At 71.6% G+C, this 13,404-nt stretch carries 11 protein-coding genes and 1 tRNA gene; 5 read left to right on the top strand and 7 right to left on the bottom strand.

Annotated features, from left to right (window positions below):
• Positions 1 to 3: 3 nt before the first annotated feature.
• Together WMF34_RS45980 and rnr are read right to left on the bottom strand one after the other, a co-directional pair.
• The gene (locus WMF34_RS45980) at positions 4 to 486 is read right to left on the bottom strand and encodes an MSMEG_0572/Sll0783 family nitrogen starvation response protein (protein ID WP_012241614.1); all 483 of its coding nucleotides are present in this window, start codon (positions 484 to 486) and stop codon (positions 4 to 6) included.
• A gap of 217 nt (positions 487 to 703) precedes the next feature.
• Positions 704 to 3,076 (bottom strand): ribonuclease R, encoded by a 2,373-nt coding sequence (gene rnr / locus WMF34_RS45985; RefSeq protein ID WP_012241615.1) that lies wholly within the window; start codon positions 3,074 to 3,076, stop codon positions 704 to 706.
• Positions 3,077 to 3,179: 103 nt separating this feature from the next.
• Between rnr and WMF34_RS45990 the strand changes: the two genes are divergently transcribed.
• Positions 3,180 to 4,565 (top strand): vitamin K epoxide reductase family protein, encoded by a 1,386-nt coding sequence (locus WMF34_RS45990; RefSeq protein ID WP_437991786.1) that lies wholly within the window; start codon positions 3,180 to 3,182, stop codon positions 4,563 to 4,565.
• Positions 4,566 to 4,622: 57 nt separating this feature from the next.
• Positions 4,623 to 5,816 (top strand): adenosine deaminase, encoded by a 1,194-nt coding sequence (add, locus tag WMF34_RS45995; RefSeq protein WP_437991787.1) that lies wholly within the window; start codon positions 4,623 to 4,625, stop codon positions 5,814 to 5,816.
• An 84-nt stretch (positions 5,817 to 5,900) separates the two neighbouring features.
• Here add and nadE read toward each other — a convergent pair whose 3' ends face one another.
• Both nadE and WMF34_RS46005 read right to left on the bottom strand, forming a co-directional pair.
• A complete protein-coding gene (nadE, locus tag WMF34_RS46000; protein WP_012241618.1) occupies positions 5,901 to 7,820 on the bottom strand; it encodes an NAD(+) synthase in 1,920 nt (639 codons plus the stop codon).
• A gap of 11 nt (positions 7,821 to 7,831) precedes the next feature.
• The gene (locus WMF34_RS46005) at positions 7,832 to 8,818 is read right to left on the bottom strand and encodes a hypothetical protein (RefSeq protein WP_157907383.1); all 987 of its coding nucleotides are present in this window, start codon (positions 8,816 to 8,818) and stop codon (positions 7,832 to 7,834) included.
• A gap of 229 nt (positions 8,819 to 9,047) precedes the next feature.
• Between WMF34_RS46005 and WMF34_RS46010 the strand changes: the two genes are divergently transcribed.
• The 3 genes from WMF34_RS46010 (at position 9,048) to WMF34_RS46020 (ending at position 11,125) form a co-directional block, all read left to right on the top strand.
• Positions 9,048 to 9,911: a Crp/Fnr family transcriptional regulator gene (locus tag WMF34_RS46010; protein WP_012241620.1), complete on the top strand. Its 864-nt coding sequence runs from the start codon at positions 9,048 to 9,050 to the stop codon at positions 9,909 to 9,911.
• A gap of 185 nt (positions 9,912 to 10,096) precedes the next feature.
• Positions 10,097 to 10,179: transfer RNA gene (locus WMF34_RS46015), tRNA-Leu, on the top strand.
• Between the two features lie 181 nt (positions 10,180 to 10,360).
• Positions 10,361 to 11,125: a DUF721 domain-containing protein gene (locus tag WMF34_RS46020; RefSeq protein WP_044967415.1), complete on the top strand. Its 765-nt coding sequence runs from the start codon at positions 10,361 to 10,363 to the stop codon at positions 11,123 to 11,125.
• Here WMF34_RS46020 and WMF34_RS46025 read toward each other — a convergent pair.
• From WMF34_RS46025 to WMF34_RS46035, 3 genes are all read right to left on the bottom strand, one after another.
• A complete protein-coding gene (locus WMF34_RS46025; RefSeq protein WP_012241622.1) occupies positions 11,016 to 11,864 on the bottom strand; it encodes an FHA domain-containing protein in 849 nt (282 codons plus the stop codon). The two genes, WMF34_RS46020 and WMF34_RS46025, sit on opposite strands and share 110 nt — an antisense overlap.
• A 3-nt stretch (positions 11,865 to 11,867) precedes the next feature.
• Entirely contained in the window at positions 11,868 to 12,746 is an 879-nt protein-coding gene (locus WMF34_RS46030) for an FHA domain-containing protein (RefSeq protein WP_012241623.1), read from the bottom strand.
• Between the two features lie 199 nt (positions 12,747 to 12,945).
• Positions 12,946 to 13,395: a hypothetical protein gene (locus WMF34_RS46035; RefSeq protein WP_012241624.1), complete on the bottom strand. Its 450-nt coding sequence runs from the start codon at positions 13,393 to 13,395 to the stop codon at positions 12,946 to 12,948.
• Between the last annotated feature and the right edge of the window lie 9 nt (positions 13,396 to 13,404).

Raw genomic sequence — 13,404 nt, forward strand, 5'->3', positions numbered from 1 at the left:
GGATCAGAGCGTCCAGGAGTGGACCATGAACGCGTTGTCCCGGCGGTGGATCAGCTGGATGTCGAGCACGTCGAGCGGGCTGATGGGCTTGATGCCCGGGATCAGCGCGTGCTCGCCGTGGCCGTAGAGCGCCTGCAGCGCGAACCGGCAGGCGTACACCTTGCCGCCCTCCTCCATGAACCGGCCGATCTGCTGGTTCACCGCGAGGTGCCCGGAGAACGCCTCGCTGCCGAGCTTGGGGAAGCCGCGCTGGAGCCCCAGGGTGACACCCGGCCCATAGAGCAGGATGGATGTCTCAAACCCCTTACGTTGCAGGCGGATCGCCGTCAGCACGTTGACGAGGCCGATCGACCCTTCGAAGGCCACCGTGTGAAAGGTAACCAGCGCCTTCTCTCCCGGCTTCGCCTTGACGTCTTCGAAGACCTTCTCCTCGTAATCGACCAGGAAGTCACCAGCGTTGTAAGCGGGATACGTCGGCTTGGGCATTGGTTACCTCTCTCCTAGAATGATTTAGTTGAGAACATAGTGGTTTTCTGGACGCAAGGGAAATGCAGGAGCCGCTCGCTCGTCGGCGTCGGGTCGTCTCGATGATTTCGACGAGGTTTCGTGCTTGTCCGCTCGAGCGAGCGTGGCTGGGAAGGTGCTGCGCGCTCGTGCGTTCGAGCGGCAAAGCCTGCAGGGATTCGAGCCCTTGAGCGCGCTGCTACCGCTGCTTCTTTCGCACCTTGGCGCTCTTGCCGCCTTGGGTGCGCTTGCTGGTCTTCATGCCCTTCAGGGGCTTGGTGCTCTTGCTGATCTTGACACGACGGGGGGGCCGTGCGTCCGCCGCGTCGCGCCGCAGCCGGCGCGGCTTCGGCTCATCGGCGGTCGGTTCGCCGGCGAGGCGCCGGCCATAGACGGCGCGCCGGAGGATGGCCACGTCCTCGATCTGCACGAGCATCGCGTCGCCGATCGCGATCCGGTCCCCCGAGCGGCGGCCGATGACGCGCAGCCCCTCGTCGTCGATCTCGTACTGATCCGGGCCGAGCGACTCCATGCGGACGAGCACGTCGACGAAGGGATCCTCGATGTTGACGTAGACGCCCCCTCCCACGATGCCCGTGACGGTGCCCTCGAAGGTGTCGCCGAGCCGGGAGCGCATGAGCAGCGCGCGGTGCAGGTCGACCACCTCGCGCTCCACCTCCATCGCCTTTCGCTCGCGCTCCGACGCCGTGATGGCCGCCTCGCGCAGCCGCTCGGTGGCCGCCTCGCTCCTGTCGACGCGCTCGCCGCGCAGCACCGCGCGGATGGCCCGGTGCGCCGTGATGTCCGGGTACCGCCGGATGGGCGAGGTGAAGTGCAGGTACGCGCTCGAGGCGAGCCCGAAGTGGCCCACGTTCGCGACGTCGTACACCGCCTGCTTCATCGCGCGGAGCAGCAGCATGTGCAGCACCTGCTTCTGCGGGTGCGCGTCGAGCTTCTTCAGGAACACCGACAGCCGCTTGGGGTCGGCCGCGTCCTCCGGGTCGAACGCGAGCCCGAGCTCGCCGCACATCGTCGCGAAGCGCTCGAGCTTCGCCTGGTCCGGGGGCGCGTGGTACCGGAAGACCGTGGGGATGCCCTGGTCGACGACGAACTGCGCGCACGTCTCGTTCGCGAGGAGCATCAGCTCCTCGATGAGCTGGTAGGCCTTCGCCACGCCGGGGTCGTGGCTGCGCTTCTGCACGTCGACGGGCGCGCCCGTCTTCGGGTCGAGCACCACCTTCGCCTCGGGCAGGTCGAGGTCGAGCGCGCCCCGCCGCATCCGCCTGCCGCGGAGCAGCCGGGCGAGGTCCCACATCACCTGAAGGTCGTTCCTGAGCGCCTCGGCCTCGGGGCTGCGCGGCGGCTCGGGGGTGAAGCCGAGCGCGCGCGCCACGCCGGGGTAGGTGAGCTTCGCGATCGAGCGGATGTACCCCTCGATGACGCGGGCCCGCCGCACCGCCGCCGTCGCGTCGAGCTCGACCTCGACGCACAGGCAGAGGCGGATCACGCCGGGCAGCAGCGAGCACAGGTTCGACGACAGCGCCCGCGGCAGCATCGGTATCGCGCGATCGGGCAGGTAGACCGAGTTGCCCCGCGCGAGCGCCGCCTGGTCGAGCGCGCTGCCCGGCCGCACGTAGTGCGAGACGTCGGCGATCGCGATCCAGGCGCGGTACGAGCCGTCTTCCTCGCGGATCACCCACACCGCGTCGTCGTGGTCGCGCGCGTCCTCCGGGTCGATCGTCGGCATGGGCAGGTGGGTGAGGTCCGTGCGCCCCTCGAGCGCCTCGGCCGGCACCTCGCCCCCGAACGCCTCGGCCTCGGCGATCGCCTCGGGCGCGTGCTCCTCCTCGATGCCCTCGCGGACCAGGATCTTGGCGACCTCCACGTTCGGGTCGCCGGGCGTCCCCAGCACGGCCTCGAGCACGCCCTCCGGGTTCTCCTCGGCCAGATCCGGGAAGCGGGCGATCGACACGACCGCCGCGGCGCCGTCCTCCGCGTCGGGCGGAACGAGCGGCGCGCCCGGCTCGCGCGGCACGATCACGATGGGTCCGCGGACGCGCCCGTCGTCCGGCTCGAGCCACGCGCTCCTGCCACGCCGCCGCAGCACGCCCGCCACGCGCGCGTGGCGCCGCTTGACGACCCGGACGATCTCCCCCTCCACGCCGCGCCGCGAGCGGGTCGAGATGCGCACGACGACGGTGTCGCCGTGGAGCGCGCCGCCCATCGCCTCGGGCGAGATGTAGACGTCGTCGGCCGCCCCTCCGAGCGCCACGAAGCCGAAGCCGCGCGGGTGCACCGTCAGCGTCCCCTCGCGCTCGGCGCCGCGCGCCTCGACCTGCTTCTGGCTCGTGCGGAAGCGCTGCCCCGGGAGCGCGACGATGCTGCCCTCCAGCGACAGCTCCTCGAGCAGCCGCTGCAGCTTCGCGTAGCGGCTCGGCTCGACCCCGAGGCGCTCGGCGATCTCGTTCGCGTGCAGGGCGCGCTTGAACGAGGACAGCAGGTCGACCACGGCCTCCCGGCGGCGCGCGCCGGAGCCGGTCGTCGGGGGATCTCCGCGAGATGAAGAACGCATGAAACTCGACTAGCACGAGTCTCCTCGCGCTGGCTGTCTCCGCCCGGGTCCGGTATGCCTCGAACCCACCCCTCTTCCACCTGCAACGCACCCGCAACGACCGATGCTGCTGAACTCGATCGCCCTGCTCCTCGCGCTGGTGCTCCTCGTCGCCCTCGCCGGCAGGGGCAACGTCTTCGCGGTGCGTCCGGCCGGCGACCGGCGTGAAGGACGTGAAGGACGCGACGGACGGCCTGGGCGCGCGGAGGCGCCTCAGGCGAGCCCCGAGGCGCCTGCGTCGCCGTCCTCGAGCGAGCTGCAGGCTGGGCGCGCCCGGTTCTTCGTCACGCTCTTCCGGCTCGCGCTCTTCGTCGCCATCGCGGCGAGCGCGGCGCTCGTCGTCGAGTACCAGAACGCGGGCGATCCGGCGTTCTGCGGCGTCACGTCGGGGTGCTTCGCCGTCAGGATCTCGCCGTACAGCCGCTTCCTCGGCGTCCCGCTGCCGAACCTCGGCCTCGCCGCCTTCACCGCGCTCCTCACCGCCTCGCTGCTCGCGCGGGCGCGCTGGCACCACGCCGCGATCGCGGCCGCCTCGGCCGTCGGCGGCCTCGCCGCCGCGGTGCTCCTCGGGCTCCAGAGCTTCGTGATCGGCGCCTTCTGCGCGTGGTGCATCGCGGTCGATCTCGCGGCCTTCGCCGCGGCGATCACGTCTGCCCTCGTCGCGCGGCAGGCGCGGCGCATGCCGGCCGGGGCGTTCGAGCGCGCTGCACAGGGCGGGCCGCTGGGCGTCACGGTGTGGGGCGCGGCCGCCGCGGCCGCGATCGGCCTGCCGTTCCTCTGGGGCAGCCACCCGGTCATCCCGCCGCTCCCGCCGGAGCTCGCGGCGCTGCAGGAGCCGGGCAAGATCACGATCGTGGCCTTCACCGACTTCGAGTGTCCCTTCTGTCGCAGGCTGCACCCCGAGCTGAGCAAGATCGAGGAGCCCTACGGCGACAGGGTGCGCCACGTGCGCAAGATGGTGCCGCTCCCGAACCACCCCGGCGCGCTCCCCGCCGCGAAGGCCTACGTCTGCACGCCCGAGGACAAGCGCGAGCAGGCCGCGGCGCTGCTCTACAGCGCGTCGCCCAGCAAGCTCACGGACGAGCGCGTCGCGTCCGTCCTCTCGCCGCTCGGCCTCTCCGCCGCGGAGCTCGCGGCTTGCCTCGCCGCGCCCGAGACCCAGGCCGCCATCGACGCGGACGTCGCGCTGTATGGGCGGATGGAGGCGCGCGGGCTACCGACGACCTACGTCGGCCGGCGGCTCGTGGTGGCGTACAACCCCGAGCGGATCCGCGATGCGCTGCGCCGTGAGGCCGCCGGGGACGACATGAGCTTGCCGCTCCCGTGGCTCTTCGTCGCCCTCTTCGGCGTGGCCGCCGTCGCCGTGCTCGCGGCCGGAAGGGATCGCTCGCGCGGCGCGGCGGACGAGGGGGGCGCCGCGCCCTCGTCGTCCTCGCCAGAGCGATCGTGAGCGACGTCGCGCCCCGCGCTGCCTTTCGCGGCCGGTCGCCGGGTGACAGAATAGCTCATGAGTGATCATCCCGAGCTAGCCGGCAAGCTCCCCCTGGAGTTCTTCCGGCAACTACCCAAGACCGATCTGCACGTTCACCTCGACGGCTCGCTGCGCCTCGAGACGATCATCGAGCTCGCCCGCGCCCACCACGTCGAGCTCCCCACGTACGAGCCGGCGGAGCTGTGCAGGGTGATGAACCTGGGCCAGAACTGCGGCTCGCTCGTCGAGTACCTCAAGGCGTTCGACATCACGCTGCGCGTCCTGCAGACCGAGGAGGCCCTCCACCGCGTCGCCTACGAGCTCGCGGAGGACGCCGCGCGCGAGAACGTGCGCTACATGGAGGTCCGCTACTCGCCGATGCTGCACACCCGCCTCGGCCTGCGGCTCACGAGCGTGGTCGAGGCGGTGCTCTCCGGGCTGAGGACGGCGCGCGACGCGCTGGGCATCGAGAGCAACGTCATCGTCTGCGGCATCCGCAACATCTCGCCGGAGTCGTCGCTCGAGATGGCGGAGCTCGCGGTGGCGTACAAGGGCCGCGGCGTCGTCGGGTTCGACCTGGCCGGCGCTGAGTACGACCACCCGGCGAAGCACCACAAGGCCGCGTTCCAGCTCGTGCGGCAGAACAACATCAACTGCACCATCCACGCCGGCGAGGCGTACGGCCCCGAGTCGATCGCGCAGGCGCTCCACGTCTGCGGCGCGCACCGGATCGGCCACGGCTGCCGCCTGCGCGAGGACGGCGACCTGCTCCACTACATCAACGATCACCGCATCCCGCTCGAGTGCTGCCCGTCGTCGAACGTGCAGACCGGCGCCGTGCGCGACCTCGCCTCGCACCCGCTCAAGCTCTACCAGAGCCTCGGCCTGCGCGTGACCGTCAACACGGACAACCGGCTCGTCACCGACACGACGGTGTCCCACGAGCTCTGGCACTGCCACACGAAGATGGGGTTCGGGCTGAAGGAGATCAAGGCGACCATCGTGGCCGGCTTCAAGAGCGCCTTCCTGCCGTTCCACATCAAGCAGGCCTATCTCCGCCGCGTCACCGAGGATCTCGAGCGCTTCTCGGCGGACGGCTCGATCCGCCCCGCCGTGACGCCCGTGGCTCCTGGCATGGCCGCTGGCCACGACGGGATCGAGATCGCCTCGAGGGACGGCAAGGACGGCAGGCAGGGGGCCCCGGCCTCCGTCGAGAAGGCCGCCAACTGACGCGCTGCCCGCCCGCGCGCCGCGCGCCGCGGATCGAGCGCCGATCGCGCGGCGCAGGGCGGCGGCCGCGCCGTGGCGTCGGGCTCAGCCGCCCTTCCACTCGGTCCGCTGCACCACGGGCAACTGCAGCGCGCGCTCGCGGTCGAGATCGAGCGAGCCGAGGTGGATCGCGATCGGCGACTGCACCCACTTGAAGATCGATCTCGAGAACAGCGTCGCGAACTTCTCGGCCCAGGCCCGCAGCGCGGCGGGGTCCTTGTCGGGGAACAGGCTCGGGAGCGCCGCCGCGACCTCGTCGGCGGCGAGCTTCTCGGCGCCGTAGAGGTGGAGGCACGCGTCGAGGACCTCGAACGGCATGAGCTCGGCCTCGCCCGACTGGTTCTCGGCGAGCTCCGGCCCGGCGGTGGTGGCGAGCGTCTGCTGGATGCCCTGGAAGCGGAAGCGCTGCGAGAGGCGCTCGAGCAGCGCGATGACCACCGTCTTCGGCAGGTTGGCGATGACGCTGAACGCCCCCTCCAGGTCGCCGCCCACCGTGGTGTAGCCGAGCGCCTTCTCGCTCATGTTCCCCGTCTGCAGGAACAGCGCGCCGCTCGTGTTCGCCCAGTTCCACATGCGCCCGCCGCGGATGCGCGCCTGCACGTTCTGCTTCGTGAGCTCGGTGAGCTGCCCGCCCTCGCCGACCATCGCCTGGGCGGCCTCGAGCTCTCGGGGGAACGCGTCCTCGATCGGGATGACCGCGAACGACACCCCGAGATCGTCGGCGATCTGCGCGGCGGCGCGGTGCGTGGCGTCGCTGGAGTAGCGGGAGGGCATGAAGAACGCGTGCAGCGACGCCCTCATCCGCTCGCGCAGGGCCGCGCCCTCGAGGCCCGGGTGGATGAGCTGCACCGCGCGCCAGGCGACGAGCAGCGTGAGGAGCGAGTCGCGGCCGCCCGAGAGCGCGAGGCCGATGCTCTTGAAGGCGCCGATCTTGCGGTAATAGTCGGCGACGCCGAGCGCGAGCGCCTCGTAGAAATCGTCGAGCAGCTCGTCGCGCGCGGAGATCGCGGGCAGCGCCGCCGAGGGCAGGAACGGCGTCGTGCCGGCCGGCGGGGCGGGGTAGGCGAGGCGCGCGCGGTCCGCGGTCTCCCCGTCGATCCGGAGGACCTGCACCATGCGGGCCGAGGCGCGGCGGAACTCCTCGAGATCGCTGCGCCAGGTGCTCGCCTCGCGGCGGCAGCGGGTGGTCCGGTCGAGGTCGACGACGGCCGCGGAGAACCCCTCGCGGAACCGCGGCGCCTCCAGCATCGGCCGGCCGTTCTGGTTGATGAACCCGCCGCCGTCGAAGACGAGCCCGTCGTTGCCGCCGACCAGGTTCGCGTAGGCAACCGTGCACTGGTTGTCCGCGGCGCGGGTCGCGATCATCTCGCGCCGGGTGCCCGTCACCCCGGCGCGGAACGGCGACGCCGAGATGTTGCAGACGATCTCGGCGCCGGCGTAGCAGCGGCGCCGCATCGGGCCGTCGGGCGACCAGATGTCTTCGCACACCTCGACGGCGATCGTCCCGAAATCGAAGGCGTAGACGCGATCGCCGCAGAGCACGCCGTCGGCGTCGAGCTCCATGAGCGGCATGCCGCGCGAGAACGTCCGCGCCTCGTAGAAGATGTTGTAGGTCGGCAGCTTCTCCTTGGGGGAGAAGGCGAGCACCCGGCCGGCGTGGACGATGGCGCCGGCGTTGAAGAGGTCGCCCCCCACGCCGACGGTCACGCCGATGATGAACACGGTGCGGAGCTGCGCGGTCTCCTCGGCGAACCGGCGGAGCTCGCGCTGCTGGCTCGCGACGAACGCCGGCCACTGCACGAGGTCCTCGGCCGCGTAGCCGCCGATCACCTGCTCCGGGAAGACCGCCAGGGTGACGTCGTCGCGCGCCATCGCGCGCGCGAGCGAGAGGCACCGGTCGGTGTTCGAGCGGACGGCGCCGACGGTCGCGTTGACGTTGGCGATTCCGATCTTGACGAGTCGCATCGGGCGGCAGCCTACCGCGGCAGCACGGCGCTGAGCAGGCCGAAGAGCTTGTCGAGCTCCCCGGGCGTCACGCGCCGGTTCGACTTCACGCGGTCCCCCTCGGCGAAGAAGACGATCGGGTCGACGACGCGGACCGTCACGATGGCGATGCGGAACGAGGTCGCGCGCTCGATCTCCTCGTTGAGGAAGGCCGCGTCGCGGGCGGCGAGCTCGGCGCTCTCGCTCGCGCCGTCGAGCGCGACCGTGGCGCCGCCGTCCTTGGTCAGCGTCACGGTGGCCTCGAGCGATCGCAGGGTGGGCGGCACCCGGGGCGCCTCGCGCGGCCCCTTCAGCGTCCGCGCCGGGTCGATCGCCGCGGCGATCGCGGCCTCGTCGCCTGTCGGATCGGGGAAGCCGCCCGTGCCCAGGAAGCGCCGCGCCTCGCGCGCCCGCGCGACCGGCAAGACCACGAGGAAGTCGGGCTCCACGGTCGCCACGACGCGCGTGTGCCCCTTGATGGTCACGCGCACCGCCGGCACGCCGAGCCCGCTCTCCCGGGCCCCTGGCGGCTGGCTGCGCGAGAGGAGCGCGTCGAGGCCGGACGCCAGCCTGTCCGGCGGCACGCTGTGCTGGACGACGACCACCGCCTCGTGGGCCGCGTCCGCGCGCGGCGCGGTGACGAAGGCGCGCTCGACGTCCCGCTCCGGATCGAGCCCCGTGCCGGTGAGCACGGGGCCCCACAGATCGAGCGCCGAGAGCCGCGCCATGATCGGGTGTCCCCGGGTCCTGTCGCCGTAGACGAGCACCGAGACCTTCCCCCCGGCGATCGACTGCGCGATCGCGGCCGCGTTGCGCGGCTTCGGCGGCGGCGCCGTCTCCGCGCTGACCGGCGCACCGGACGACGCGGAGCCGCACGCGGCGGCGAGGAGGGCGAGGCCGATGGCGGCGAGCCGCAGCAGCGAGCGGCGCGGCAGCGAGGCGCGCATCGCGGCGGGGAGCCCTTGGCGAACGGACGGCATCACCCGGGCGACGTTACCGGCACCTACCCGATCCTGCCAGCGGGGCAAACCTCCACGGCGCCCGGGCGCGCGCCTCGCCGCGTCGAGGCCATCCCTCTTCCTCGGCTCGGGACCTGGAGTAGGATGCCGCTCCCGCGGTCCACGCAGAGCTCGTGCGCGCCGCAAGGCTCCGTGTCCCGCGACGCCGCGGACGCGGAGCCCGACCCATGTTGAAGAGGAGTGTCATCCCATGGCGGTCCGCCCATCCGACCTGCACGCGATCCCGCTGTTCGAGAGAATCACGGAGGATCACCTCGATGACCTGATGAAGGCGTTCCAGCGCCAGGAGGTCCCGTCCGGCCACGTGCTCTTCGAGGCCCGGAGCGCCCCGGCGCACCTGTTCCTCCTGGTCCGGGGCGAGGTTGCGCTGCTCGACGCGGGCGAGACGCGCTTCCGCCTGAGCCCCATCTCGCCCATCGGCGAGCTCGGCGCGCTGACCGGCTTCCGGCGGACGACGACGGCGGTGACGACGCAGCCTTCGGAGATCTGGCGCATCGGCGTCGCCGAGCTCCAGGACTTCTTCGAGGACCACGGGGACGTCGCGTACCCCTTCTACAACAACCTGCTCAACGTCGTGGCCGGCAAGATCCGGCGCGACGCGCGCCGCCTCGAGGAGACCCGCGCGAACCTGATCCGCACGCAGAAGGCGATGAAGCGGCTCCTCGATCTGGTGCTCGACAGCGAGGAAACGCCGCTGAGCAAGGTCATCTGCGCGACCCTCGAGGAGCTCATCGAGAAGAACCGGCGCTCCCATTACATGGTCGAGCCGGCTCACACGCTGAAGAGCTCGGTCCGTCTGGACAGCGGCGACCTCGTCCCCGTCGTCGAGCTCTCGGACGGCTGGCTGCGCCTCGCCGGTCTGCGCGACGTCGCGAAGGGCGCGCACTGGAGCGGCGTGCTCGTCCTGCCCGCGCGCGAGATCCCGGTGAGCGGGACCATCGACGCGGTCGACGATCACGGCGCGCTGGTGAAGCTCGATCTCCTGATCGACGAGTACGCCTCCGCGCTCCAGGACTACCTGACGCGCCTCCAGATGCTGGATTTCGTGGTGTGACCTCGCGCCGCGCCGCGATCGCGGGCCGCGCCTCGAGGCGTGGCGGCGGCGCGGCGGCGCTGCTTCTGGCTTCGCCGCGCCTCCTGCCCGCGCGACCGCTCTCAGGCTCTCAGGCTCTCTGATGGTTGCCAGGATCGTGCCCGGTGATCTACGGTTCCAGGAGCTCGCTGACATCGCAGCGCTGAGCCGAAGTGGCGGAATGGCAGACGCGGCGGATTCAAAATCCGCTGTCCGCAAGGGCTTGTGGGTTCGAGTCCCACCTTCGGTACCGAAAGCGCCCCTCACGATCGTTCGCCGCCAGGCAGCCGAGGGCGGGTGGTCCGTTCTGGCGGGCGATCGTCGTGGTCATAAGGCGGCGCCGTAGAGGCTGACCGTCCGTGACGCTGGGCGAGCCCGGACGGCGCGCTCTGCCGGAGCATGGCGCTGTCAGGCTGCTACGCTCGGCGCGCATGTCGCGTCGGAGCGGAGGTGGGATCGAACGGCTGGGGGCGCTGATCCAGCGCGGGTCCTCGCTCTCGGCGCCGGCGGAGGTCGACACCTCGCCGATGCCGTTCCGCGAGTGGGAAGCGGCCGTGGGGTCCCGGATCGCGGCGCGCGCGCGGCCGCTCAAGCTGGAGCGCGGCGTGCTCCACGTCCGCGCGGCGAGCTCGATGTGGGCGCAGGAGCTCTCGCTGCTCGGCGACACCATCACGGCGCAGCTCCGGTCGCGCGGCCTCCCGGTGCAGTCCCTCCGGTTCCGCGTGGGCAAGGTGGACCCGGTCGCGCGGCCGCCGTGGCGCGAGGAGGTCCGCCCGACCCCGAAGGAGGCGCCGCTCCCGGTCGAGGTGCGGCGAGAGCTCGGGAAGGTCGCCGATACCGAGCTGCGCGAGGCGATCGCGAAGGCCGCCGCGAGGAACCTCGGCTGGCAGGAAGCCGAGGCGGGCGCGCGTCCCCGCAACGCGCCGCCGCCGCTCCAGCCCTCCGCGGCGCCGGCCCCACGTGTGTCGCCGCCGCCTGCACCGCACGGGGCCGCTCGCCCGGCGCAGCCGGCTCCGCGCGTGTCGCGCGTGTCGCGCGCGTCGCCAGAGGCCGCCGCTCCCGCGACGCCCGGCGGCGATGCCGAGGCTACTTCGCCGCGACGAGGCGCTCGAGACCCTCGATCCGCTGCATCAAGAACCGCTCGGTCGGACCGAACGACGGAGCCATCCGGCGCAGGTCGTCGAGGTAGATCCTGAGCGGCTGGATATCGAGCGTCTTGACGCGCCGGACGACGGTGTAGAGCTCGTCGACGACGGGGCCGGGCAGCGGGCGGCGCGCGATCGTGAAGAGCTCGAACGCGTAGTTGACCCACGTCCCCTTGGTCGTGGCGCCCGCGAGGCGAGCCGCGTAGCGCGCGGCGAGCTCGGCGGCCGGCATCTCCAGCGGCACGTTCGTCCGCGCGCGGCTCAGGATGTCGATCAGCACCGTCTGCAGGATGCGCTCGGCCTCCTCGCTGCGGCCCATCGCCAGCGCCTTGTCCGCGAGGCTCGCGAGCAGGCGCAGCGACTGGAAGCCCTTGGATCCGCCGTCTCCCGTCGGGCTCGTGAGCTCCGTCGGGTCGTCCGACATCTTGCGCATCTCGGTCAGCGCCATCGCGCCGAGCGTCGCCGTCGCGCGACGGAACTCGACCCCGTAGGCGTCGTGGGGGCGCGACTCCTCCCCGCCGTAGAGCAGCATCTCCTGGCTGCCGATGATGATGCGGTCGCCGTCGGTCAGCTCGCGCTGGCCGGAGATGCGCGTGCCGTTGACGTACACGCCGTTCCTGCTCTCGAGATCGTGCAAGGCCACGCCGTCGTTGCGCACCTGCAGCGTCGCGTGGCGCCGCGACACCAGCGGGTCATCGAGCGAGAGCTGGCAGTCGCCGCTCCGGCCAATCACGAAGGGCCCTTCGGGGAGCTCGAAATCGTGCGCCAAGTACCGGAGGCGGAAAGGCATGGTCTATTTCAGTGCGCCGAGGCGCTCGAGCCCTTCAATGCGCTGGAGGATGAACCGCTCCGCCGGCGTACGCTCACCAGCGCGCTCGCGGAGCCGCTTCGCATAGCCACGGAGAATGGACATGTCGACGGCCTTCACCTTGCGCAGGACACTATACAGCTCATCGACGAGGTAGGCGGGGAGGAGGAGCTCGAGCCGGGTATTCAGCTCGAAAATATAGTTGATCCACGAGCCCCGACCCGTCGCCGCGGCGAGGCGAGCCGCATACATGCTTGCCTTCTCGACCAGCTCGGGCTGCACGGCGCCGACGCCCCCGTCCCGCGCCTTCGTGAGGATGTCGCTGAGCGAGCGCTGGAGGATGCGCTCGGCCTCGTCGACGCGCCCCAGGGCGAGCGCCTTGTCGGCGACGCTGCCGATGAGGCTGAGCGCGTGCACGCGCTTGTCCGGGTGCTGGGGGACGAGCCCGGGGAGCGACCTCCGGGAGGCGATGGCCGTCGCGCCGTCGTCCTCGCCTGCGGGCATCTCGCTCATGTCGACCGTGCGCGCGTTCTGCTGCCTCGTCCAGAGCGGCGCGCTCCGCGGCGAGTGCGCCGAGCTCGGCTCGATGGCCCCGAGCAGGAACATCTCCTGCCCCCCGATCGCGATCTTGTCGCCGTCCGACAGGACCTGGCGCCCCGCGATCCTAGCCCCGTTGATGAGCACGCCATTGCGGCTGCCGAGATCCTCGATCGCGACGCCGCCCTCACCGACGGTCAGCAGCGCGTGCCTGCGCGACACCAGCGGGTCGTCCAGCGACAGCTGGCAGTCCGCGCTCCGTCCGATGAAGAACTCGCCGAGCGGCACCTCGAGATCGTGGGCGAGGTAGCGCAATCGGATGCCCATGATCGAGCCATACCAACAGCCCAACAGGCCGTCAAAAGACAGCTTTCGGGCCGGGTAGCATTGGTTTGCAAGCCCACAAGAACGGCCGTGCAATCCGGACGGGACGTCCGCTTTCGTCTTACAGTATCACACCAGTTCTCGTCGTCGCATCGTCGCCGCATGGTGTCGCGCGGCGTTGCTACCGGCCTGGGCGAGGCCCTCAGGGGAGGCGAGAGAGGACCCGGAGCAGCCTGAGGAGGAGCCTTGGGTGCGCGACGAGGCCGTAGATCTTGAGCTCCCCGCGGGCCACGAGTCGCGCGAGGTCGCGCAGGGGGCCGCTCTGCCGGCGGTGCAGCACCCCCAGCTTCGGGAGGCGCAGCCAGCGGTGGAACGCGACGTCGGGGAGCCGGCGGAGCGCCGACTCGTCGCCGCAGAACGTGACGGACGGGATGCCGATGGCGCCGTCGTGGATGGTGAGCCGCCCGTGGTCGAAGCGCATCGTCATGGACGTATCGGCGTCCTGCGCGACGACGAGCACCGATCCGCGCAGCGCCCGGAAATCGGAGGCGCGCTTCGGGTCGCGCGCGAGGTGCTCGCGGATGAGCTGACCGAGGTAGGTCGCGAGCGGGTTCTCCTCAGCCCCTGGGGCGAGATCGACGATGGGTTCCATGGTGCCGCC

The sequence above is a fragment of the Sorangium sp. So ce145 genome (genome assembly GCF_051525985.1).
GTDB classification, from domain to species: domain Bacteria; phylum Myxococcota_A; class Polyangia; order Polyangiales; family Polyangiaceae; genus Sorangium; species Sorangium cellulosum_B.